Annotated in this window: 18 protein-coding genes; 5 read left to right on the top strand and 13 right to left on the bottom strand. The window is 69.5% G+C overall.

What is annotated here, in order from left to right; genetic code table 11:
* The first annotated feature begins 16 nt into the window (after positions 1–16).
* Positions 17–1,261: an MFS transporter gene (locus SD37_RS34270; RefSeq protein ID WP_044856250.1), complete on the top strand. Its 1,245-nt coding sequence runs from the start codon at positions 17–19 to the stop codon at positions 1,259–1,261.
* 54 nt (positions 1,262–1,315) lie between these two features.
* Here the strand turns inward: SD37_RS34270 and SD37_RS34265 are convergent, their stop codons facing one another.
* From SD37_RS34265 to SD37_RS34245, 5 genes are all read right to left on the bottom strand, one after another.
* Positions 1,316–1,969, bottom strand: coding sequence for a response regulator transcription factor (locus tag SD37_RS34265; protein ID WP_052675159.1), 654 nt, complete (start codon positions 1,967–1,969; stop codon positions 1,316–1,318).
* A 757-nt stretch (positions 1,970–2,726) separates the two neighbouring features.
* Entirely contained in the window at positions 2,727–3,359 is a 633-nt protein-coding gene (locus SD37_RS34260) for a response regulator transcription factor (RefSeq protein ID WP_044856249.1), read from the bottom strand.
* Between the two features lie 25 nt (positions 3,360–3,384).
* Positions 3,385–5,223, bottom strand: coding sequence for an asparagine synthase (glutamine-hydrolyzing) (asnB, locus tag SD37_RS34255; RefSeq protein ID WP_044856248.1), 1,839 nt, complete (start codon positions 5,221–5,223; stop codon positions 3,385–3,387).
* Positions 5,224–5,251: 28 nt separating this feature from the next.
* Positions 5,252–5,512 carry an acyl carrier protein gene (locus tag SD37_RS34250; RefSeq protein ID WP_037308008.1) on the bottom strand — a complete coding sequence of 87 codons (261 nt, stop codon included), beginning with the start codon at positions 5,510–5,512 and terminating at the stop codon, positions 5,252–5,254.
* 73 nt (positions 5,513–5,585) lie between these two features.
* Positions 5,586–7,508: an elongation factor G gene (locus SD37_RS34245; protein ID WP_044856247.1), complete on the bottom strand. Its 1,923-nt coding sequence runs from the start codon at positions 7,506–7,508 to the stop codon at positions 5,586–5,588.
* A gap of 216 nt (positions 7,509–7,724) precedes the next feature.
* Here SD37_RS34245 and SD37_RS34240 point away from each other — a divergent pair, with 216 nt between their 5' ends.
* The 3 genes from SD37_RS34240 to SD37_RS34230 all read left to right on the top strand — a co-directional run bounded on the left by SD37_RS34240 (position 7,725) and on the right by SD37_RS34230 (position 12,108).
* Positions 7,725–8,927: a nucleotide disphospho-sugar-binding domain-containing protein gene (locus SD37_RS34240; protein WP_044856246.1), complete on the top strand. Its 1,203-nt coding sequence runs from the start codon at positions 7,725–7,727 to the stop codon at positions 8,925–8,927.
* 14 nt (positions 8,928–8,941) lie between these two features.
* A complete protein-coding gene (locus tag SD37_RS34235; protein ID WP_044856384.1) occupies positions 8,942–10,561 on the top strand; it encodes an NAD(P)/FAD-dependent oxidoreductase in 1,620 nt (539 codons plus the stop codon).
* A gap of 83 nt (positions 10,562–10,644) precedes the next feature.
* On the top strand, positions 10,645–12,108 hold the full coding sequence (locus SD37_RS34230; RefSeq protein ID WP_044856245.1) for an FAD-dependent monooxygenase: 1,464 nt from the start codon (positions 10,645–10,647) through the stop codon (positions 12,106–12,108).
* A gap of 102 nt (positions 12,109–12,210) precedes the next feature.
* On the opposite strand, the gene SD37_RS34225 is transcribed toward SD37_RS34230, so the two are convergent.
* The 5 genes from SD37_RS34225 to SD37_RS34205 form a co-directional block, all read right to left on the bottom strand.
* A complete protein-coding gene (locus SD37_RS34225) occupies positions 12,211–13,713 on the bottom strand; it encodes an MDR family MFS transporter (RefSeq protein WP_044856244.1) in 1,503 nt (500 codons plus the stop codon).
* A gap of 76 nt (positions 13,714–13,789) precedes the next feature.
* Positions 13,790–14,356 carry a TetR/AcrR family transcriptional regulator gene (locus SD37_RS34220; protein WP_052675158.1) on the bottom strand — a complete coding sequence of 189 codons (567 nt, stop codon included), beginning with the start codon at positions 14,354–14,356 and terminating at the stop codon, positions 13,790–13,792.
* A 79-nt stretch (positions 14,357–14,435) separates the two neighbouring features.
* A complete protein-coding gene (locus SD37_RS34215) occupies positions 14,436–14,990 on the bottom strand; it encodes a flavin reductase family protein (protein ID WP_044856382.1) in 555 nt (184 codons plus the stop codon).
* 110 nt (positions 14,991–15,100) lie between these two features.
* Positions 15,101–16,561, bottom strand: a complete 1,461-nt coding sequence (locus SD37_RS34210; RefSeq protein ID WP_044856243.1) for an FAD-dependent monooxygenase — start codon at positions 16,559–16,561, stop codon at positions 15,101–15,103.
* 9 nt (positions 16,562–16,570) lie between these two features.
* Positions 16,571–17,608, bottom strand: a complete 1,038-nt coding sequence (locus SD37_RS34205) for a methyltransferase (RefSeq protein ID WP_044856242.1) — start codon at positions 17,606–17,608, stop codon at positions 16,571–16,573.
* 171 nt (positions 17,609–17,779) lie between these two features.
* Between SD37_RS34205 and SD37_RS34200 the strand changes: the two genes are divergently transcribed.
* Positions 17,780–19,036: a beta-ketoacyl-[acyl-carrier-protein] synthase family protein gene (locus SD37_RS34200; protein ID WP_044856241.1), complete on the top strand. Its 1,257-nt coding sequence runs from the start codon at positions 17,780–17,782 to the stop codon at positions 19,034–19,036.
* A gap of 190 nt (positions 19,037–19,226) precedes the next feature.
* Here the strand turns inward: SD37_RS34200 and SD37_RS34195 are convergent, their stop codons facing one another.
* From SD37_RS34195 to SD37_RS34185, 3 genes are all read right to left on the bottom strand, one after another.
* On the bottom strand, positions 19,227–20,009 hold the full coding sequence (locus tag SD37_RS34195) for an AfsR/SARP family transcriptional regulator (protein ID WP_052675155.1): 783 nt from the start codon (positions 20,007–20,009) through the stop codon (positions 19,227–19,229).
* A 173-nt stretch (positions 20,010–20,182) separates the two neighbouring features.
* A complete protein-coding gene (locus tag SD37_RS34190; protein ID WP_044856240.1) occupies positions 20,183–20,959 on the bottom strand; it encodes a cyclase family protein in 777 nt (258 codons plus the stop codon).
* 1 nt (position 20,960) lies between these two features.
* Positions 20,961–22,589: an FAD-dependent oxidoreductase gene (locus SD37_RS34185; protein ID WP_044856239.1), complete on the bottom strand. Its 1,629-nt coding sequence runs from the start codon at positions 22,587–22,589 to the stop codon at positions 20,961–20,963.
* Positions 22,590–22,739: the final 150 nt, after the last annotated feature.

Genomic DNA, 22,739 nt, shown 5'->3' with positions numbered 1-22,739 from the left:
AATCCGGAGGCACCGAATGCTGCGAGGGCTGCTGCCGGGCACGACACCGCTGCGCACCTCGAGGGATTTCCGGCTGCTCTGGCTGTCCGGTTTCGTGACGTCGTTCGGGACCGTGCTCACCCTGCTGGCCATCCCGGTGCAGATCAAGGAGCTCACCGGCTCCCCGCTCGCCGTCGGCCTGATGGGCACGGTCGAGCTGGTGCCGATGATCGTCTTCGGTCTCTACGGCGGTGCGCTCGCCGACGCGATCGACCGCCGTCTGATGGTGCTGTTCACCGAAATCGCGCTCGGCCTGCTTTCGGTGGGCCTGCTGCTGAACGTGCTGCTGGACCGGCCGCTGCTCTGGCCGCTCTACGTCGCCGTCGGCGCCGCGGCGGCCGTGGGCGGACTGCAGGGGCCGGCGATGACCGCGATCATCCCCCGGCTGGTGCCGCCCGAGCAGATGACCGAGGCGCTGGCGCTCAACTCGTTGCGCGCCAACACCTCGGCGATCGGAGGTACCGCGGTGGCCGGTGTGCTGATCTCCGTGCTCGGCCTGCGGGCGGCCTACCTGATCGACGTCGTCACCTTCGCGGTTTCGGCGCTGCTCATCTTCTGGGTCCGGCCGCAGCCGGTGGGCGAGCACGCGTCGCCGCCCTCGCTGCGTGCGATGTCCGAAGGTGTCCGTTATGCCCTCAGCCGTCCCCTGCTGGTGGGCAGCTACCTGGTGGATCTGGTGGCCACGGCGCTCGCGCTGCCGTTCGCGTTGTTCGCCTTCCTGGCGTCGGACATCGGCGCGCCGTGGGTGCTGGGCCTGATGTTCTCCGCGACCGCGGCCGGCGGCCTGATCGCGGCGGCGACCAGCGGCTGGTCGTCGCGGATCCGGCGGCACGGCATCGCGATGCTCGTCGCGGCGGCGCTCTGGGGGGTGGCGATGATCGGCGTCGGGCTGAGCCCGTGGTGGTGGCTGACGCTGGTGATGCTCGCTTTCGGCGGTGCGGCCAACTTCGTCGCCGACCTCTTCCGCGGCACGCTGTGGAACCACGTGGTCCCGGACAGGCTGCGCGGCCGCCTCGCCGGGATCGAGATGCTGGTCGGCTCGGCCGGGCCGCAACTGGGTGACCTGCGGGCGGGCCTGTTCGGCGGGCTGTTCGGGATCCGGCGCGCGGTCTGGACCGGCGGGCTGGCCAGCGTGGCGGGCATCGGCCTGGTCGCGGCGGGCGCGCGTTCGCTCGTCCGGTACGAGTACCGGCGGGAAGAGTCGCCGACACCGGCGAACTGACGCCAATGGTGACGCCCGAGGGGCGGGGCGGCGGATCCACCCCTCGGGCGGGTTTCAGGCCGGGACGGGCAGCATGCCGGCGGCCCGCGCCTTGTTCACCGCGTCGATCCGGGAGACCGCGCTCAGTTTCACGAAGATGTTGCGGAGGTGGCGTTTGACCGTGCCGATGGTGATCCGGAGCCGGCTCGCGATCTCGGCGTTGCTCAGCGCCTCGGCGACCAGCAGGATGATCTCCCGCTCGCGGCTCGACAGTCCCAGCTCACGGGGACGCACGATCGACGCGATCCCGAGTCGTGAGGTCACGATGAACACCAGTTCGTGGTCTCCGCTCACCCCGCGGACCACGGAGACCAGGTGCTCCCCCGAAACGTCTTTCGGGAGGTACGCGCTGACGCCGGAGCCGAGGAAGGCTTCCGCCGCTCCCGGCTGTTCACTCTGGCTGAGCACCACCACGCGGTAGCCGTGCCGCTGGCGGAACAGCCGCGCGAGACCCGCCGCCGTGGTCCGGTTCGGGGCCGCTTCCTCCATGCCGTACAGCACGACGTCGACGGGCTGGCGATGCAGGACTTCGATCGCCTGGTCCACGCTGCCCACGGCGGCGCACACGGCGAAGTTCTCCTCGGCGGCGAGGAAGGATTGCAGACCCATACGGAAGACCGGGTTCGGTTCGACGACCAGGATCCTCGTGGCGTTGCTTGCGTACGGCAAAACATCTCCTTCCGGTCAGGAACGAACACGCGGAGTCACTTTCGTGGCCTGTCGGAAGGAATCATTCGGGGCGGAGCCTCCTGCGCCGCGCACCGTTTCTATATGGTTGCTCGAAACCGGATCAACCATTCTCGGAAAATGGTTGGATCGCAATTTTAACCCCCAAGCAATGCCTTCAACCCCAGGAATGCAACTCCCCGTATGCGCTTTTCTATCGGACGCCTCGGGAGGCTCGTAGCTGAGGTTAACGATTCGGCGAAGGCTTGGAATCGGCCATTGAGGTGACCCGGCCGGGCGCCGCGAGTAGTCGTCCCCAAGTGGACAAAGGGGACGAGTGACGCTATTTGGTCTTGGCATTCTGAGTGGTAAAGGACCAGGTAATGTATCCTTTACTCTCTCGTCTGCCTGCTGGGATTCGTCCTCTTGCCCGACGATTAATCGCGAATCGAAGCGGGGAGTCGTACGAGTGCCGAGAGTGATATTCGAATGCTGTTTCGGCTGCTTTCCGTCATGATGCGACGAATGGTCCACAGTGCGGGAAGATTATAGCACGCGAAGTATCCTTGTCGATCGTGGCGAATTCAGGTAATGCGACTCGGGAGTGGCGAAAATTAATCCCGTGAATTAACGGCAAGCGGGTCGATGGTGGCGGAACCATGACGCTTTTCATGCGATTGCTCCCGCTGCGTCCTTTTCGCCTTGCTTCGCAAGTCCGTGAAGGCCTCCTTGAGAGACCCAGAGTCCCTCAAGGAGGCCTTCACGGACTTGAGTCCGGCGGCAGGGTCAGTGCCGAACGGTGGACGGCGTCCTGCCGCGAGGCCGCGCCCAGCTTCGCGACGATGTTGTGCACGTGCCGTTTGACGGTGCCGTCGCTCAGCTGCAGGGTCCTGGCGATCTGCCGGTTGGTCATCGACCGGGCCATGAGCCGGACGATCTCCCGCTCCCGCGGCGAGAGCACGGTGCGCTCACTGGTGAGCAACGAAGGCAGCGAGGCCTGGGGCGCGGAGACGAAGATCCACTCGTCGTTGTGCCCGATCTCCCTGATCACCGAGACCAGGTGGTCGTCGGTGACCTCCCGCGGCAGCCTGCCGCGGACCCCCGGCCGCAACAGCAGCTGCGCCGCGGACGCCCGGGAGTGCCTGCCGACCAGCAGCAGCACCTGCTGGTCGGCGCGCGCGGCCAGGATCCGGTCCAGTTCGGCTTCGACGTCCGCGTCCGGGTCGTCGCTGCCCAGCAGCACGAGATCCGGCAGTTCCCGCATGATCGACGGGGCCGCGGCGGTCGCGTCGGCGGCCGTGCCGACCACCCGCAGTCCTGCGGAGCCGAGCAAGGACTTCAGGCCGCCGCGGAAGACGGGGTTACCTTCGACGATCAGGACGCGTGTTCTCATCGGGCCTCCCGTGCGGTGCGGGACACTAGAGGTCGAGCCGGATCCGGTAGCGGTCCAGCCAGGAATTGAGCCACAGCGCCATCTCCAGTCCGCCGCGGTCGTAGGACCGGCTCTGCTCCCGCAGCGGACGGGCCAGCAGCGCGCGCACCCGTTCCCGGTCCAGCAGCGGCCGGACCGGCGCGTCCGGATCGGCGTCCACCCGCGCCAGTTCCTCCCGGAGCGCCTTCTCGTAGCCGACGTCCAGCGTGGCCGGGTACGGCGTCTTGGGCCGCTCCAGCACCGAACGGGGCAGGAGATCGGCGACGGCGGCGCGCAGCAGGCTCTTTTCCCTGCCGTCGAACGACTTCCACGCCCAGGGCACGGAGAACACGTACTGCACCAGCCGGTGATCACAGAACGGGACGCGGACCTCGAGGCCCGCCGCCATGCTCATCCGGTCCTTGCGGTCCAGCAGGGTCTGCACGAAACGGGTCAGGTTGAGATAGGACAGCTCACGCATCCGCCGCGCCGTCCCGCTTTCCCCAGCCAGGCGCGGAACCTCGGCGAGTGCGTCGCGGTAGGCCCCCTCGCGCCGGGACGGCAGGTCGAGTTTGGCGACCAGACCGCGGTCCAGCAGCGAGGTCCCGCCGAAGTAGCGCGCCGAACCCGAGGTGAGCCAAGGGAAGGTGTCGGCGCCGATCGCGTTCGGGTTGTGGAACCACCGGTAGCCGCCGAAGAGTTCGTCGGCGGATTCCCCGGAGAGGGCCACCGTCGCGTGCTTCCGGATCGCGCGGGAGAGCAGGTACAGCGAGGGCCACATGTCACCCCAGTACGCCGGCGGGAGGTCGACGGCCCCCAGGACGGCGTGCCGGACGGCCGGGTCGGTCAGCTCAGCGCTGTCGAGGAGCACCTCGTGGTGTTCCGCGCCGACATACGCGGCGACCTCCCTGGCGAACGGCGCGTCGGCGCCGCCCCGGACCGCGTCCGGGGTGAACACCGCGGCGGCGTCGGCGAAATCGACCGAGAACGAGCGGATCCTGCCGGTGCTGTGCCGCGCGGCGAGCGCGGTGATCGCCGACGAGTCCAGCCCGCCCGACAGGAGGGTGCACAGCGGCACGTCGGACACCAGCTGGGATTCGACCGCGGCCGAAAGCAGTTCGCGCACCGTGGCGATCGTGGTGTCGAGGTCGTCCGTGTGCTCCTCCGCCTGGAGCGCCCAGTAACGCCGTTGGACGGCTCCGGCGGCGTTGATCCGGAGCGTATGGCCCGGCCGCAGTTCCGCGAGCGCCGAGAACACGGCGTGCCCGGGGGTCTTGACCATGTCCAGCGCTTCGGACAGCCCGTCGGCGTCGACGGTGCGCCGCACCGCCGGATGGGCGAGGACCGCCTTGGGCTCCGAACCGAACAGCACCCCGTCGGAGGTCCGGTGGTAGTACAGCGGTTTGACGCCCATCCGGTCGCGAACCAGCAGCAGTTCCCGGCGCCGGTGGTCCCACACCGCGAACGCGAACATCCCGTCGAGCCGCTCCGCCACGTCCTCGCCCCAGCGAAGGTAGGCATGCAGGACGACCTCCGTGTCGCCGCGGGTGTGGAACCGGTGGCCGTGGCCCTCCAGTTCCGTGCGGAGCGCGGCGAAGTTGTACACCTCGCCGCAAAAGGTGATCGTCGCCAGCGGCCGCCCGTCGGCGTGGGCCGTCATCGGCTGGGTGCTGCCCGCCGGGTCGAGCACCGCCAGCCGCCGGTGGCCCAGCGCCACCGGACCGTCGACGAACAGGCCCTCGTCGTCGGGGCCACGGCACGCCATGGTGGCGGTCATGGCCGCCAGCACGTCCCGGTGGCCCGCGAGATCCCGGTCGAAGCTCGCCCAGCCGGCGATTCCGCACATGTCGTTCCTTTCGGTGGCGCGAACAGGGTCAGCCGACCGCGCGGAGGCGTTCGTTGATCTCCGCGAGCAGCAGTCGCGGCGTCTTCGCGTTGGCGACGATGTCGTCCCCGACGGAGATGCCGTAGTCGCGTTCGACGCGATTCACCGTGTTGAACATGGCGAGGGAGTCGTAGCCGAGTGCTTCGAACTCCATGTCCAGGATGTCGCCGGTGTAGTCGATCGATTCGTCTTCGCCCGCGCTCTCGCTCAGCAGGGCGAGCAGCTTGTCGAGGCTCAGGATGGTGGCCATGGGTACTCCTCGGGAAAGGGTTGTCCGGCCTGGACAGACAACCCTTTTCCCTTTGAGGGCCCTTAGAGCAGCTTCAGAGCGCGGCCGGGGTGGGCACCCGCCGCGGCGGCGGGCCCTGCACCGGCCGGTAGCCGGTGATCTCCGTCGACAGCAGACCTTCGCCGTGGGACAGCCCCGGCAACTGCTGGTCGAACCGGTGTACCTCACCGGTCGGCAGGGTGCCGCCGAGTTCGGCCCTGGCGCCGCGGATGCTGGATTCCGTCACCAGGCCGCCGAATTCGACCAGCCGGGAGAGCGTCGCGCTCACCGCGTCGGCCGGCAGTTCGATCTCGAACCGGCTGACCGGCTCCAGTACCTCGGTCCCGGCCCGCCGCAGCGCTTCGGCGAAGGCCAGCGGGGCGACCTTGCGGAAGTCACCCGCGGCGCTGATCGGACTGAAGTACCCGGTGCGGGTCACCGTCACCGCGCAGTCGACGACCTCCCAGCCGTGCAAGCCCCGCGACAGCGCCATCGCCACCGATTCCTCGATCCCCTTGTGGAACGCCAGCGGCAGGGAGCCGAGTTCGACGTCCAGCCCGAAGGTCAGGCCCGAACCCGGCGCACCCGGCCCGACCCGCAGCCCGAGCGTGGCGAAGAACGGGTTGCGGCCGTCGCCGATCTCCCACACCGATTCGCCGACGCCGGTGGGCCGTTCGACACAGACGGTCTGCGTCCCGGTGAACTCGACGGCGAGCCCGCGTTGCTCGGCGAGGGTCTCCCGGATGACCTCCTTCTGCACCTCGCCGTAGAGCCGCACGGTGATCCGCCGGGTCTCGTCGTCCTGCGCGACGGTGATCAGCGGATCCAGTTCGGCGAGGTCCCGCAGGCCGGCGAACAGGGCCGGGGTGTCCGCCGGATTCACCGGCCGCACCACGGTTTCCAGGCTGGGCGGCGGGAAATGCGCGGCTTCCGACTTGCCCTCCTCGACGCCGATCCGGTCGCCGATCCGGATCTCCTTGAGGCCGCTGACCTTCGCGATCCGCCCTGGTCCGGCCGCGGCCTCGACGGTGTCCAAACCCCGCTCGAAGACTCTCACCGCGGTGATCTTCCCGTCGAAAACGCGTAATCCACCGGGGCCGGGGCGATGAAACCGGACGGTTTCCCGTGCGCGCAATTCCCCGGAGAAAACCCGGACATAAGCGATCTTTTCCCCGGCGTTACCCCGTTCGATCTTGAACACGCTCGCGCGCAATTCGTCGTCGGACGCCGTTTCGGCCGCGCCGCCGAGGAAGTCGCGGATTCCCGCGGTCACCTCGGCGACTCCGTCCCCGGTGCGGGCCGATCCGAAGAACACCGGGGAAACGAGGCCGCGCCGGGTCTGGCGGATCACTTCCGCCCGGTAGTCCTCCGTCGTCAGCGAGCCCTCGTTCTCGAGGTAGGCGGAGAGGAAGGTGTCGCTGTGTTCGGCGAGTAATTCGGCGAGGGCAGGCGACGGCGTGAGCGGTTTCGGCACGCTACGCGCGTCGAGAGTGCCCAAACCGTCCACTTCGGACATCACGACACAACTCAGGCCGAGACGTTCGGTCAGATCCGCGATCAGGCTCTCGTACCGGGCGCCGCCCCGGTCGATCTTGTTCACGAACACCAGGACGGGGATGCGCAGGCGTGCCACGGCGCGCATCAGCACCCTGGTCTGCGCCTGTACCCCTTCCACCGCGGAGACGACCAGGACCACGCCGTCGAGGACCCGCAGGGCGCGCTCGACTTCGGCGATGAAGTCCGGGTGACCGGGGGTGTCGATCAGGTTGACGTGGACGTCGTCGAGCGCGAACGACACGACGGCCGAACGGATGGTGATACCGCGACGGCGTTCCATCTCCATCGAATCGGTCTGCGTGTCTCCGCTGTCGACACGGCCGATCCGGTCGATGACGCCGGCGTGATGGAGCAACCGCTCCGTGAGGCTGGTCTTACCGGCGTCGACGTGGGCGAGGATCCCGATGTTGACGTGCTGCATGGATGAATGGCTCCAGTGCTGTCGAAAGGTCCATACGACTGGGGGACTCGACAGCGCACCTCACACCATTCTCCTTTCAGCGGAACGTCATTCGATTCGCGATCTTACCAGCAGAACACCCCCACCGGTGGCGCGTTCACTCGCCGCGCGCTCGAAGTCCTGTCGAAGGCGGGTTCCTAGCGTCCGAGGTCGAACCGACTCCGGAAGGTAGGCGCGATGCGAATTCTCTTTGTTGCCGCGGCAGGGGCGCACGTCCCGTGGATCGTCCCGCTGAGCTGGGCCTGCCAGCTGGCGGGGCACGAGGTGCGGGTCGCCGTCCGCCCGCTCGGCGTCCAGGCGCTGTCGAACGCCGGGCTGGCGGTGGTCCCGCTCGGTGACGAGAAGGCCATCCAAGAGGCCCAGAACCGGCACGCGGGCCTCGCGTACAAGGGCAGCCCGCGCACCCTCAAGGGCAACTGGGTCACCCAGCCGGATCTGCTCGACCCCGAACTGCGGGTCGACATGGCCAGCCGGATCCTCGCCGCGGCGGAAGGGCAGGCGGCCGACGCCGTCGAGTTCGCGCGGTCATGGAAGCCGGATCTGGTGGTGCACGATTCGGCGGCGACCGTCGGCCTGGTGGCCGCGGCGGCGGCCGGGGTGCCCGCGATCGGCCACACCTTCGGCTTCGCGTTCGGGTTCGACTACCGCGCGCCGGAGCTGACGGCGGTCTACGAACGGCTGTTCACCCCGCACGGTCTCCAGCCGGTCTTCGACGAGGCCTACATCGACCCGTGCCTGCCGAGCCTCCGCGACCCGCACCGCATCCCGTGGGCGCCGATGCGCCTGGTGTCCTACAACGGGCCGCTGATCGAGCCGGACTGGCTCGTGCGGCGGGACGACCGCCCGCGCGTCGTCGTCACCCCCGGCCTCACCACCACGCTGCTGGACAAGCTGATCGGCCGGATCGTCGACGGCGTCGGCGGTCTCGGCGCGGAGGTGATCGTCGCGGTCGACCGTGCCTCGCGTGCGGGCATCGCCGCCCGCGACAACGTGCGGATCGTGGAGAACTTCCCGTTCAGCCTGCTGCTGCCGACCGCCGACGCGGTCGTCCACCACAGCGGCGTCGGCACCGGGATGAACACCGCGTCGAACGGGGTGCCGCAGGTCGTCATGCCGCAGAGCGCGGTGCAGGACTTCTGGGCCGAGAAGATCGTCGGCACCGGCGCGGGGATCTCCGTGCCCGACCCGGACACCGCCCCCGCCGACGCGATCGCCGACGCGGTCGGCGCGGTGCTCACCAAACCCGAGTACCGCGAGAGCGCGCAGGCCCTGCGCCGCGAGAACGAGGCCCAGCCGACGCCCGGCGCGCTGGTCGGGCTGCTCGAAGAGTTCGCGCGGGGAGCCGACGCCTGCAACAGCCCGCTGGTCGTCACGGCGTGAGCGAAGGGAACGAGATGACCGAGTCCACCGAACGCCACGACGTCATCGTCATCGGCACGGGGCTGTCCGGGACGATGCTGTCGTCGATCCTGGCACGCAAGGGTTTCTCGGTGCTGATGCTGGACGGTGCCCACCATCCGCGGTTCGCCGTCGGAGAGTCGACGATCGGGCAGACCCTGAGCGTGCTGAAGCTGATCGCGGCCCGCTACGACGTGCCGGAGATCGCCGATCTGGCGAGCTTCCAGACCGTGCAATCCAAGATCAGCAGTTCGCACGGGGTGAAGAGCAACTTCGGGTTCGCGCTGCACCGTGACGGCGAGGAGCCGGATCCGCGCGAGACCAACATGTTCCGCATCCCGTCGGCGATGGGACAGGCGGCGCACTTCTTCCGCCAGGACACCGACGCGTACATGCTGCACACCGCGATCCGCTACGGCTGCCGTGCCCGGCAGAACTACCGGGTGGACCGCATCGACCTCGGCGAGGACGAGGTCGTCGTGCACGGCGTCGACGGCAGCAGCCATCGCGGCCGCTACCTGGTCGACGCCAGCGGGTTCCGCTCGCCGCTCGCCGCGCAGCTGAACCTGCGGGAGCGGCCCAGCAGGCTCAAGCACCACGCCCGCTCGCTCTTCACCCACATGATCGGCGTCCAGCCCGCCGACGACCACCTCGGCTTCGGCCCGGCGGATCAGCCGCCGGTCCCGTTCAACGAGGGCACCATGCACCACATGTTCGAACGGGGCTGGATGTGGATCATCCCGTTCGACAACCATCCCGGCGCGACGAACCCGTTGTGCAGCGTGGGTATCCAGCTCGACCCGCGCCGCTACCCCGCCCGCCCCGACCTGACCGCGGAGGAGGAGTTCTGGGCGCACGCCAACCGGTTCCCGGCGGTCGCCCGGCAGCTGGCCGGGGCGCGGACGGTCCGGGAATGGGTGCGCACCGACCGGATGCAGTACTCGTCGACGAAGACCGTCGGGCACCGCTGGTGCCTGATGTCGCACGCCGCGGGGTTCATCGACCCGCTCTTCTCCCGCGGCCTTTCCAACACCAGCGAGGTCATCAACGCGCTGGCGTGGCGGCTGATCGAGGCGCTGACCGAGGACGACTTCTCGGCCGACAGGTTCGAGTATGTCGAGACGCTCGAACAGGGCCTTCTCGACTACAACGACCGTCTCGTCAACGGTGCCTTCGTCGCCTTCGAGCACTACGACCTGTGGAACTCCTTGTTCCGTGTCTGGGCGGCGGGCAGTGTGCTCGGTGGCAAGTACGTGCTGAACGCGTTGCGTGCGGCACGGAGCGCCGGGTCCGACGCGCCGCTGCGCGCGCTGGACGACACGAAGTACCCCGGCCTGTGGTGCCCGACGGATTTCTACGCCGAATTGTTCGAGGACGTCGTCTCCGCGTGCGAACGGGTGGACGCCGGTTCGCTCGCCGCGGACGAGGCGGCGGCGACGCTCTCCGCGAAGGTCCGCGCCGCGGACTGGATGCTGCCGCCGCTCGACTTCAACCGTCCCGAGGTCCGGTTCATCGACCCGACCGAGGAACGGATGGCGTTGATCGGTGACTGGGCGGCCGCGCATCCGCGGCCGGAGATCCGCGAGTTGCTCGCGGCTGCCGTCCCGACGCACTGAAGTGCTCACCCGGCCGGCCGCCGGTCCTGCCAGGGACCGGCGGCCGGCCTTTCGTTTCCCTTTGACACGTAAGGAGAACTCGGATGACCGACTATCAGGTGGTGGTCGCGGGCTGCGGCCCCGTCGGCGCCTTCCTCGCCGCCGAACTCCGGCTGGCCGGGACCTCGGTGGTGGTACTCGAACGGCTCGCCGAACCGGATCCGCATTCGCGGGCGTTCCGGCTGCAGACCCGGACTCTGGAGCTGCTCGACCACCGTGGTCTCCTCGGCCGCTTCGAGGCCACGGCGATCAAGATCCCGAAAACGCATTTCGCCGCCATCCGCCCACCGCTGCTGGACCTCGACCGGCTCGACAGCGAGCATCCGTTCACTCTCGGCATCCCGCAGGCCCGGACCGAGGACTACCTCGAAGAACACGCCCGCGGTCTCGGCGCGGAGATCCGGCGCGGGCACGAGATCACCGGGCTCGACCAGGACGACGCGGGCGTCCGGATCGCGGTGAGCGGCCCGGACGGCGACTACGAGCTCACCGCCGGATACCTGGTCGGCTGCGACGGCGGGCGCAGCACCGTGCGCAAACTCGCCGGTATCGGGTTCCCCGGCCGCGCGGGCCAGGTCTCCGCGTTGCTCGGCGATGTCACGCTCGACGCGCCGGACGAGTTCCCGTCCGGGATCCCCGGCACGGTACGCACGCCGGACGGGCTGGTCATGGCCGTCGGCATGCCCGGCGAGGGCATCCGGGTGTTCACCTGCGAATTCGGCCGTGAGGTGCCCGGCAGGGACGTCCCGGTGACGCTGGAGGAACTGCGTGCCGCGGTGCGCCGCGTGACCGGCCGCGACATCGGGATGAGCGAGCCGACGTGGCTGGCCCGGTTCACCGACGCTTCGCGGCTGGCGGACTCCTACCGGAAGGGACGGGTGTTCCTCGCCGGCGACGCGGCGCACGTCCATTTCCCGATCGGCGCGCAGGGACTCAACCTCGGCCTGCAGGACGCGATGAACCTCGGCTGGAAGCTGGGCGCGCGGCTGACCGGCACGGCGGGGGAGGACCTGCTGGACACCTACGACCGGGAACGCCGTCCCGCGGCGGAGCGCGTCATCCTGGAGACCAGGGCGCAGCTGGCGCTGATGGACCCGGCCGAGACCATCGACCCGGTGCGGGAACTGTTCCGCGAACTGCTCGCGATCGAGGAGGTGAACCTGCACCTTTCGCGGCTGCTCACCGGCCTCGACGCGCGGTATCCGGCGCCCGAGGGCGCGCATCGCCTGGTGGGCGGGCTCGTCCCGCCGGTGGCGCTGGACGGCGGGGTGCGGGTGGCCGAACTGCTGCGTTCGGCGAGGCCGGTGCTGCTCGATCTGACCGGGCGGTTCCCGTTGCCGGACGGCTGGGCGGACCGGGTCGAGCGGGTCGAGCACAAGGCGGCTGAGGGGGCAGGCCCCGCCGCGATCCTGATCCGCCCGGACGGGTACGTGGCGTGGGCGGCGGAGGAGGGTGACGGCGACCAGGGCCTCGCCGAGGCGCTGACGGCCTGGTTCGGAACCGCCTGAGCCGAAAGGAAGGCCGCCTTGCCGGTGGGGGATCCGGCAAGGCGGCCTTCTTCATGGGTGTCCTCTGTGGACTGTACACACAGGAGGGACACGGGTCAGGGCTCAGACGTCGATCTCGACGTCCTCGTCGACCTTGATGTTCTTCAGCAGCAAGCTGATCAGGAGGCCGGCGGCGACCACCGGCACGGTCCAGAGGAAGACCTCGGAGATCGCGTCCGCGTAGGCCTGGTGCACCAGCGTCTGGGTCTGCGGCGACAGTGAGCCGAGCGAATCCGCCGAGGCGGTCTTCTCGGTCAGCCCCACCGTGGCCAGCCGTGAGCCGAGCCAGCCCGAGAAGAGCGCGGCCATCACGGCGAAGCCGACCGCGCCGCCGATCCGCTGGGAGAACGTCCCGGCCGCGACCGCGGCGCCCATGTCGGCCTCTGGCGCGGTCACCTGGATCGCCACCAGCAGCGGCTGCATGCACAGCCCGATCGCGATGCCGAACAGCGCCATGTACGCCATCAGCAGGAATTGGCTGGTGTCCGGGGTCATGCTGGCGAACAGCAGGAGCGAAACGACGCCGAGCGCGGTGCCGAGCACCGGGGCCCATTTGTACCGCCGCCACTTGGTGATCAGGTTGCCGCTGACCGTCGAAACCACCATCAGGGCGAGGATGTTCGGCAGCTGCAGCAACGCGGTGTTCGTCGCGGTGCGCCCCATGGCCAGCTGGACGAACAGCGGCACGAAGGCCGGGACGACGGTGGCCCAGGTGTGCACGAAGACGTTGGCCAGGCAGGCGAGCGTGACCGACGAGACCTTGAACATCCGCGGCGGCATGATCGGTTCCGGCGCCGTCAGCTGCCTCGCCACGAACAGCACCAGCAGGACCGCGGACGCGCCGATGAGCAGCAGGATGGTGGAGGAGCCCCAGGCGTACTCGCCGCCGCCCCACGAGGTGACCAGCGTGATCGCCACGACCAGGCCGGCCAGCAGGGCGAAACCGAGGAAGTCGATCGGCCGGTCGGACCGCTTGGGCGGCAGCTTGAGCGCGCGGAAGATCGCCACCAGCGCGATCAGGCCGAGCGGCAGGTTGATGTAGAAGATCCAGCGCCAGGACAGCGCGTCGGTGAGCAGGCCGCCCAGCAGCGGTCCGGCGATCGCGCCGACACCGAGCACACTGCCGAACATGCCCATGTACTTGCCGCGGTCGGCGGGCGGGACGACCTCCGCGATCACCGTGATCGTCAGCACCGTCAACCCGCCGGCGCCGATCCCTTGCACGGCACGGAAAGCCACGAGCTGGAACATGGTCTGGGCCAGTCCGCTGAGCGCGGAACCGAGGAGGAAGGTGCTCAGCGCGAACAGGTACAGCCGTCGCGTGCCGAACATGTCGGAAAGCTTGCCGTACAACGGGGTGGTGACGCCCGCGACGATCACATAGGTGTTGAAGAGCCAGGAAAGGTAGGGAAGGCCGTCGAGTTCGCCGACGATCTTCGGCGCCGCCGTCGACACGATCGTCAGGTCCAGCGCGCTGAGGACCATGCACACCATGATCGAGACGACGATGACGCGGAGCTGACCTCCCTGGAGTCTGCCCGGCTGCGCTTCTTGCTCTGTGGCCATTGCGGTGCCTTCCGATGGATGAGGGCATGGTCGGGCGCCGGCCCTCCGTGCGAAGGGCCGGAAAGTGCGGTGGAGCTCAGAGACCGCGCTCGAGCAGGTCCAGTGCTTCGTCGACGAGGTCTTCGACGGTCTTGCCCGGAACCGACCACGAAGCCCGTGCCGCGCAGTGCATCGCGCCGAACACCGACGTCACGAGCAGGCTCGGGTAGATCGGATGCGGGGAGTCGTCGCCGAGCCGCTCGGTGACGGCGTCGATCAAGGCCGGGAAGATCTCTTCTTCGTCTTCGGGTTGAGCCAGGGTGAGCAGTTCCGGATGCCGTTGCCAGAGTTCGAGTTCCTCCGGCGACGGCGCGTACGAATCGGCGATCTGCCTCGCCACGCCCCGCAACGACCGCAACGGCGATTCGTCCGCGGGCTGGGCGTTGAACAGGTCCAGCAGTTCCTGCGCCGTCCAATTGCTGTCCGGCGTCAACGCTTCTTCCTTGCTGGAGAAGTAGTTGAAGAAGGTCCGCGGGGCGATGTCGGCCGCCGTGCTGATGGCGTCGACCGTCACCTCGCCGGGACCGCTCGCCAGCGCGAGCCGGACGGCGGCCATCTTGATCTCGTGCCGTTTCCGGGCGCGATGACGTTCCCTGCGGGACATGGATTGCACAGTATGCCAACTTTGCACGGTCTGCAAGTTAGGGTTCGGTGAGTACGTCAGCTTCCCGTACCGCCAGTGCTCAGCCTTCGGTGGCATGGGTGAGCGCCACCGCCATCGTGTCCTCTTCGGCGGGCCAGGTGCCGTAGCGGCGTCGCCAGTACAAGAGCGGGCCCCGCGCCTCGTGCGCCGCGCCCTGCGTGATCGCGCCGAGCACCACGACGTGATCGCCCGCCTCCACCGTCTGGACGACCTGGCATTCGGCGTGCGCGACGGTGTCCCACGGCAACCAGGGAAGTCCCGAGCGCGGCTGGGCCTCCCAGGGCACGGAGGCGAACCGGTCGCCGGTGCGGGAGGCGAACAACGCGGAGGTCTCCGCGCTGTTGTCGCGGAGGAAGTTGACCACGAACCCGCCGCGTTCGACCAGTGCGGCGAGTACGGAACTGGCGCGGTGCAGGCAGACCAGCAACAGCGGAGGCTCCTGCGAAACACTGCAGGCGGCACTGCACGTGACGCCGACGGGCGCGCCCGCACTGTCCAAAGTGGTCACCACGGTGACGCCGGAGGGGAACGCGCTCATGATCGACCGGAAGGTCTCCGGATCGACGACCTGCTGGGGGAGTGGGGTTTCCGTCATACCGCCCACGGTGCCCATCCGGTTTCGAGGGTGGGTGGTGCGGGTCTCGTGAGTGGTAATGACGGTTCTAACCGTCATTACCACTCACGAGCCCCAGCACTGCCGCAGCCTTACAACGGCGGTCCGAACCAGGTCCGGAGAGCCGCGTCGAGGCCCACTCCGTCCTCGACGGGATCGCCTGCCCAGCAGACGTATCCGTCCGGCCGGACGAGCATCGCCGGCCCCTCGACCTCTCCTTCGACGACCGCCACCCGGTCCTTCCATTTCTCCGCGGAGGCCCCGGTCAGCACGCCGAGGCCGTCGTGGAAGTACTCGCTGAGCCGCCGGACGCCGTCCGGGGTCCACACGTCCAGATCGGGCATACGCGCCCCGGTGAGGGGATGCTCGCCGGGCAGGTCGTACCGCACGTCGAGTGCCGAGCCGAGGCCGGTGAAGTAGCGGTTGACCTGGTCGATGCGCAGCAGATCGGTGAAGGTCTCCCGGACGGCGTCCAGCCGGGGATCGGGATCGAACAGCGCGCACTGGGTCCGGGTGTTGCGCAACACCGTGCGCCCCACCGGATGCCGCTCGGTGTGGTAGCTGTCGAGCAGCGCGCCGTCGCCCCAGCCGTTCACCACCGCCGCGAGTTTCCAGCCGAGGTTCATCGCGTCCTGCAGGCCCATGTTGAGCCCCGGCCCGCCCGACGGGAAATGCACGTGGGCGGCGTCGCCCGCGAGCAGGACCCGGCCCTCCCGGTACCGCTCGGCCTGGCGGGAGACGTCGGTCAGGCGCGTGAGCCACTGGATCCCGGTCAGGCCGCAGTCGTGGCCGACGAGTTCGGTGATCGCCGCGCGCATCTCCTCCTCGGTCACCGGCTGATCGCGATCCGGCCAGACGTGGTCGTAGCGGAACACCATGGCGCGGTAGACGCCGGGTTCGAACAGCGGCACCGCCGAGAACCACGCCCGCAGATCGCGCCGGATGACGCCGTACGGGCGCAACGGTCCCATGCCTTCGCCCTCGGGCAGCTCGCCCGAGAACTCGCAGTCGGCCATGAGTACGGCCAGCCCCGGTTCCTGTCCGGGGAAAGGGATCCCGGCCAGTTTGCGGGTCCGGCTGCGGCCACCGTCGCAGCCGACGACGTAGCCCGCCCGCACCCGGTATTCCCCGTCGGGTCCGGTGATGGTGGCCGTGACGCCGTCCTCGTCCTGCGCCAGCGCGGTGAGTTCGTGCCCGCGCCGGATCTCGGTGCCCAGTTCCTCGGCGCGTGCGGTGAGGAGGCGTTCCGTGTCGACCTGTTTCTGGTACAGGCCATAGGGATGCCGGGTTTCCAGCGATTTGTAGTTCAGCCCGACCGGCAGACTGGCGAAGTGCCCGCCCGAAAGCAGCGGGGCGCCCTCCAGGAACCGGTCGTGGATGCCGCGCAGTTCGAGGAGTTCGATGCTGCGGGCGTGGATGCCCAGCGCCTTCGAGAACGGGTAGGGCCGTGCCAGTCGTTCGACGACCAGCGGGCGGACCCCGGCCAGCCGCAGTTCGGCGGCGAGCATCATTCCGGTCGGCCCGCCGCCGACCACCAGGACGTCGTAGTCCACTTCGCTCCCTCAGTTCGGTTTGACCGCGATCACGAAGTGGTCGCGCGTGATGGTGTCGGTCCGGAAGGCCCGTTCGTTCCGGAAACCGGCCGCGGCCAGCCATTCCCGGCAATCCTCGACGCTGTACTGCGAGTTGTCGTCGCGGATGATCGCGCTGTTGATGCGCTGCAGCAACGTGTCGAGCCGCTCGTCGGCGCGGTCGATCATCGCGTCGTAGACGACGATCGTCCCGCCGGGCGGGAGTGCCGCGTACGCGCGGTCGATCAGGTCGAGCCGCGATTCGGTGGGCCAGTCGGCGAGGACGTGGCCCAGGATCAGGACGTCCACCGCGGGCATCAGCTGGGTGAAGAAGTCGCCGCCGGTGAACTTCACCCGGTCGGCGACGCCGAGATCCTTGAGTAGTTCGTCCGCCAGCGGCGCCAGTCCCGGCAGGTCGAAGACCTCGCCGGTCAGATGCGGGTGGGCGAGCGCGATCCGCGCCGCGACGTTGCCCCGTGCGCCGCCGATGTCGGCGAAGCTGCCATAGCGGCTCCAGTCGATCTCACGGGCCAGCTCGTCGCCGGTGAATCCGTTGTGCGCGTCCATATGCGCCATCACGTGCCGGGCCTTGTCGAGATCCTGGTACACCGTCGGGTAGGCGGCGGGGCCGAGACCCGCCACCGGGGACGTCGCCTTGCCCTCCCGCAGCGCTTCGGTGAGTTTGCCCCACGCGTGGTAGTGCATGTTCGCGTGCTGTTTGGCGGTGCCGCCCAGATACGTCGGGGCGCCGGGGACGAGGAACTCCGAGGCCAGGTCACTGTTGCGGTAGCCGGTGCCGTCCTTGTCGAGCAGGCCGAGTTCACACAGGACGTCCAGGAATTCCGGGAACAGCCGGTGTTTCACGCCGAGCGCGAGACTGACGGATTCGGCGGTGGCCGGGGCTTCGGCGAGCAGTTCGAACACGCCGAGTTCCACGGCGCTCTGCATCGCCTTCGCCCGGAAATAGGCGGTGTTCAGCTCGATCACCGCTCGGGCACGAGCCACGGCGGTCGTGGTTTCTTCGGGCATGGAAGCACCTTTCCGCTGGCCGGCGCGGTGGGAACCACGCCGTGGACGGCGTTCACCGTGACAGCGCCGGTTCGTGCGGCCGTCGAGCGCGCCGCGTCCAAGGCGAGTCGAAGCCCGTACGAGCGCGGGCGCGCATCCTCGGCCGGTACCAGCGGCAGAGAGAGGTGGCGGATGCGGCGAGCGCGACGAGTGGTGGTGACCGGGATCGGGGTGGTGGCCCCGGGCGGGATCGGCACCCGGAACTACTGGGATCTCCTGACCGCCGGAAGAACGGCCACCAGGACCATTTCCCTGTTCGACGCCGGCCCGTTCCGGTCGAGGGTGGCCGCGGAATGCGACTTCGACCCGGTGGCGGCCGGACTGAGCCGTCGCCAGATCCGGGCGTGGGACCGGACGACGCAGTTCGCCGTCGTCGCCGCGCGTGAGGCGCTGGCCGACAGCGGGCTCGACGGCGCGGTGACGCCCGAACGCACCGGCGTGATGGTCGGTACCGCGTGCGGGATGACGATCAGCCTCGACCGGGAGTACGCGATCGTCAGCGACGAGGGGAGCGGCTGGCTGGTCGACGACCGGCACGGCGCGCCCTATCTGTACGACTACTTCGTGCCGTCCTCGATGGCGAAGGAGATCGCTTGGGAGACCGACGCGCAGGGTCCGGTCGGCATCGTCTCCACCGGCTGCACCTCGGGGATCGACGTCCTGATCCACGCGAGTGACCTGATCGCCGACGGCGCGGCCGACGTCATGGTCGCCGGCGCCTCCGACGCGGCGATCTCCCCGATCACCGTGGCCTGTTTCGACGCGATCAAGGCCACCACGCCGCGCAACGACGATCCGGCGACCGCGTCCCGGCCGTTCGACCGCACCCGCAACGGGTTCGCCCTCGCCGAGGGGGCGGCCCTGCTCGTACTGGAGGAGTACGAGCACGCCCGGCGCCGCGGTGCGCACATCTACGCCGAGATCGCCGGGCACGCGTCCCGCAGCAACGCCTATTCGATGACCGGTCTCCGGCCCGACGGCGTGGAACTCGCCGACGCGATCACTTCGGCCCTGGACATGGCGCGGCTCGACCCGGCCGCCCTCGACTACGTCAACGCGCACGGTTCCGCGACCAAACAGAACGATCTGCACGAAACGGCGGCGTACAAACGGAGTCTCGGACCGCACGCGTACCGCGTGCCGGTCAGTTCGATCAAGTCCATGATCGGGCATTCGCTCGGCGCCGTCTGCGCGCTGGAGGTGGTCGCCTGCGCGCTCGCCATCGAGCATTCGGTGATCCCGCCGACGGCCAACCTGACCGAGCCCGATCCCGAACTCGATCTCGACTACGTGCCGGTGACCGCGCGCGAGCAGCGGACGAACGCGGTGTTGAGCGTGTCGAGCGGCTTCGGCGGTTTCCAGAGCGCGATGGTCCTCACCCGCCCCTGAGCCGAAGGGAACTTTCCCCGCATGTGACGCGGTGAAGGGCGCTTTCCCCACATGCGACGCGGGGAAAGCGCCCTTCAGCCCCTGCAGGTCAGGCGCCTGGTTGCGAAGCTTGGACCCCCGAGCGTGGAGGATTTGGGACGTTCACCGTCCCAAATCCTCCACACTTGAACCCCGCAGGCGCCGCGCGGGGTCACGGCAGGGACTGGAGCAGGTGCTCGGCCGAACGCGGGCGTGCGACGCCGACCAGCACGTCGTGATGCAGCTGGTGCAGGGGCTGTGAGGGTTCGATGCCCAGCTCGCGGTCGAGAGTGCGCTGCAGGCGCTGGTAGGTCTCGAGCGCGTCCGCCCGCCGCCCGACGGCGTGCAGGGCCACGATGAGCTGTTCGTGCAGCCATTCGTCGTACGGATGCGCGTGGGTCAGGAAGCGCAGCTCCGGGATCAGTTCGCGATAACGCCCCAGATGCGCGTCGGCGAGCGTCCGCATGCGCAGCGCGCGCATCCTGATCTCGTCGAGATGGGTGATGTAGGGCGTGAGCACCGGGCCGGCCGGGATGTCCGAAAGCACCGGGCCGCGCCACAGGGCCAGAGCCGCGCGGAGCCGGTCGGCGGCCCGCACCGCGTCACCGGCGACCAGCGCGGCCCCGCCTTCCTCGGTCAGCTTCTCGAAGACGAACGTGTCGATCTCCGACGGGTCGGCGTGCAGTACGTAGCCGGGGGCGCGGGTGGTGATGAACGGACCGGAAAACCTTGACCGGTACCGTTTTCGGAGCTGGTAGATGTAGGTCTGCGCGGTGGTGAGCGCGCTGCGCGGCGGCTGTTCACCCCACAGTTCGTCGATGATGGCGGACCGGTCGACGACCTGGTTCGCCCGCAGCAGCAATTGGGCCAGTGTCCACCGGATCTTGGTGGCCGAAGGCAGGTCGAGTTCTCCGTCGAAGTGGACCTCGAGCGGTCCCAGCAAGGTGAAGATCATGGCTCCTTGCTACCCGCCTCAACCGCGCTTCCGGAAGCGAAATCGCCTTAAGTGGCAGGGAAAACGGGCTCCTCGACGGGTCCGCATCCGTCCGGGGGAACAGTCCGCCTCAACCCCGGGGTACCCCTCGTGAGGCCCGGCGGCGGGGCATCCGGGAATGCCCCGCCGCCCCCTCAGTCCGCGTCGACGAGTGCGACCGCGCGTGCCCAGCCCGCACCCGCGCCCGCGAGCTTCACCGGCAGGCAGCTGACGGTGAACCCGGTCGGCGCGGGCAGCGCGGCCAGGTTGGCCAGCCGCTCGATCTGGCAGTACTCGCGTTCCCTGCCGAGGAAATGCGCCGGCCACAGCACGCCGTCGTCCCCGGTCCGCTGGTACTCGCGGATCATGTGGCCGAACGGCGCGTCGAGGCTGAACGCGTCGGTGCCGATCACCCGCACGCCCAGGTCGAGCAGGAACGCCGTGGCCGACCGGTCGAGCCCGGTGAAATCGGTGAAGTAGGCCGGGGTACCGGACCGGACGTCCGCACCGGTACGCAGCAGCACGATCTCGCCGGGACCCGGGGTGTGCCCGATGTCCGCACAGGCGCGGCGCAGGCGGGCGGCGTCGACCGTGCCGGTGCCCGCGTCGCTGATATCGAGCAGCACCCCCGGCCCGATGAACCATTCGAGCGGTAGTTCGTCGATGTGGCGCGGTGTCCCGTACGACGTCTTCGTGCCGTAGTGCGACGGCGCGTCCACGTGGGTGCCGGTGTGCGTGGTCAGCGTCATCGTGTCGAGGCTGAGCAACTCGCCGTCGGGCAGCACGGCCGGATCGAAGTCGAGCCCGTGGTTGTCCCGCATGCCTTCGGCCATGTGCACGGCGCCTTCGGCCGGGGAAAGCACCTCGTGCACGACGGGGTTCGGTTCCCAGACCTTCGCGTCGACGGGCGTCGAGAGGTCGATGATCCGCACGTCAGACCTCCTCGGTCCGGATGGCTTTCGCCTGCCGCAGGCCGACGTCGCGCAGGACGGTGGTCAGCTCCGCGGTCACCGAACCCTTGGCCGCCAGATGGCCGTCCGGCCTGATCAGCGCGAATCCGCCGGCGGGGATCCCGACCGTGGTCCGCACCGCGCGGCCGGGGTCGGTGAGCGGTTTCGCCCGGCAGACCGGGACCGGCGCCGCCGACAGCGTGCGGACCGAGACGCCCACCCCGTGCCCGTCGATGACGTCGTCGAGCACCGCGGCCACGGCCGAGTCCTGCCCGGCGTCGGCCAGCAGCGTCCACCGGGGGTCGGTGAGTTCCGCGCCGAGCGCGCGCCAGCCGGGATGCGCGGCGGCCTCCCGCTCGGACCAGGCGACGCGGTGGCCCGGCCGCAGCCCGGTCCCGTCCCCGGCGGCCAGGCTGAGCGGGCTGCCGGCGTAATCCAGCGCCAGCCCGGACATGGTGGTCATGATCTTGCGTTCGACGCGCCGCTTCAGCGGCTTCACCAGGTTCAGGAACCCCAAGCCGAGCGGCAGGGCGACCGGGGCCACGGCGTTGCGCAGGGCGATCAGCGCGGTCGCGGTGCGGGTGGTGCGCAACAGCGTCTCGCCGACCGGCGCCCGCTCGTGCTGGTAGCTGTCCAGCAGTTCCTCGCTCGCGTGCCCGCGGATGACGTCGGCGAGCTTCCACGCGAGGTTGTACGCGTCCTGGACACCGGTGTTCATGCCCTGTCCCGACGCCGGGCTGTGCACATGCGCCGCGTCCCCCGCGACGAAGCACCGGCCCTCGCGCATCCGGTCGATCATGCGCTGCTGGATGGTGAACACCGAAACCCACGTGGGCGGCTCCACGCGGACCTCGCGGCCGAGCGCGCGGGTGATCTTGGCCCGGAACCGTTCGGCGACCTGGCGGGGGTCGGCGGACTGGGCGGTGTCGGCGGTGTCGACCAGCCGCCACTTGCCGGGAGCGGGGAACGGCACCATCAGCACCGTGCCGTCGTCGCCGTGGATCCAGTGCAGGCTGTCGCGCGGCAGGTCGGCGTCGAGGACGGCGTCGGCGATCAGCCACGTCTCCGTCGACTCGCCCGCCAGTTTCAGCCCGAGGGCGCGGCGGACCGTGCTGTGCCCGCCGTCGGCCCCGATCAGCCACGGGACGACACAGCGCTCTTCCCGGCCGGAGGCGTGCCGCAGCCAACCGGTCACCTCGTTCGCGTCCTGTTCCAAGCGGGTCAGTTCGACCCCCCATTCGACTTCGACGCCGTGCCCGGCCAGCGCGGTCCGGAGCACCTCCTCGGTGAGGACCTGGTCGATCTGCAGGGTGAAGGGGTACCGGGTGGGCAGGTGGTCGTACCCGCTGCCGAACCGGATCATCGCGCGGCCGTTGCGGTGCATGGTGAAACCGTCGACACGCTGACCTCGGCCGAGGATCTCCCCGGCCAGGCCCATCTGTTCGTAGATCTCGAGGGTGCGGGCGTGGGTGGCGGTCGCGCGGCTGGTCACCGCGGGGCCGTCGGCGCGGTCGACCACGCGGACCCGCACCCCGCGCCGGGTGAGTTCGAGCGCGGCGGTGAGGCCGACCGGTCCCGCACCGGCCACGAGGACGTCTGGGATCTGCTCCATCAGCGGTTCACTCCTTCTCCGGGCAACCACGGGAGAGTCCAAGGCCGGCTTCGATTCCCGGACGCCGCTCGTTCGAGCAGCGGCTCGGCGGTCACTCGAACCGCGGCCGAACGCCTTGCCGCACCGTCGATCCGACCAAGTCCGGAAAGG

The organism is Amycolatopsis orientalis (assembly GCF_000943515.2).
Taxonomy (GTDB): Bacteria; Actinomycetota; Actinomycetes; order Mycobacteriales; family Pseudonocardiaceae; genus Amycolatopsis; species Amycolatopsis orientalis.
Note: the sequence above shows the minus strand (reverse complement) of the source record. Positions and strands in the feature narration are given on the sequence as shown.

Bases quoted from the DNA above. Each gene is read 5' to 3' on its own strand.
- SD37_RS34245 (WP_044856247.1), bottom strand. From the start codon at position 7,508: ATGCAGCACGTCAACATCGGGATCCTCGCCCACGTCGACGCCGGTAAG.
- SD37_RS34270 (WP_044856250.1), top strand. From the start codon at position 17: ATGCTGCGAGGGCTGCTGCCGGGCACGACACCGCTGCGCACCTCGAGG.
- SD37_RS34220 (WP_052675158.1), bottom strand. From the start codon at position 14,356: ATGTCCCGCAGGGAACGTCATCGCGCCCGGAAACGGCACGAGATCAAG.
- SD37_RS34195 (WP_052675155.1), bottom strand. From the start codon at position 20,009: ATGATCTTCACCTTGCTGGGACCGCTCGAGGTCCACTTCGACGGAGAA.
- SD37_RS34240 (WP_044856246.1), top strand. From the start codon at position 7,725: ATGCGAATTCTCTTTGTTGCCGCGGCAGGGGCGCACGTCCCGTGGATC.
- SD37_RS34225 (WP_044856244.1), bottom strand. From the start codon at position 13,713: ATGGCCACAGAGCAAGAAGCGCAGCCGGGCAGACTCCAGGGAGGTCAG.
- SD37_RS34235 (WP_044856384.1), top strand. From the start codon at position 8,942: ATGACCGAGTCCACCGAACGCCACGACGTCATCGTCATCGGCACGGGG.
- SD37_RS34230 (WP_044856245.1), top strand. From the start codon at position 10,645: ATGACCGACTATCAGGTGGTGGTCGCGGGCTGCGGCCCCGTCGGCGCC.
- SD37_RS34215 (WP_044856382.1), bottom strand. From the start codon at position 14,990: ATGACGGAAACCCCACTCCCCCAGCAGGTCGTCGATCCGGAGACCTTC.
- SD37_RS34185 (WP_044856239.1), bottom strand. From the start codon at position 22,589: ATGGAGCAGATCCCAGACGTCCTCGTGGCCGGTGCGGGACCGGTCGGC.
- SD37_RS34260 (WP_044856249.1), bottom strand. From the start codon at position 3,359: ATGAGAACACGCGTCCTGATCGTCGAAGGTAACCCCGTCTTCCGCGGC.
- SD37_RS34200 (WP_044856241.1), top strand. From the start codon at position 17,780: ATGCGGCGAGCGCGACGAGTGGTGGTGACCGGGATCGGGGTGGTGGCC.
- asnB (WP_044856248.1), bottom strand. From the start codon at position 5,223: ATGTGCGGAATCGCCGGCTGGGCGAGCTTCGACCGGGATCTCGCGGGC.
- SD37_RS34205 (WP_044856242.1), bottom strand. From the start codon at position 17,608: ATGCCCGAAGAAACCACGACCGCCGTGGCTCGTGCCCGAGCGGTGATC.
- SD37_RS34250 (WP_037308008.1), bottom strand. From the start codon at position 5,512: ATGGCCACCATCCTGAGCCTCGACAAGCTGCTCGCCCTGCTGAGCGAG.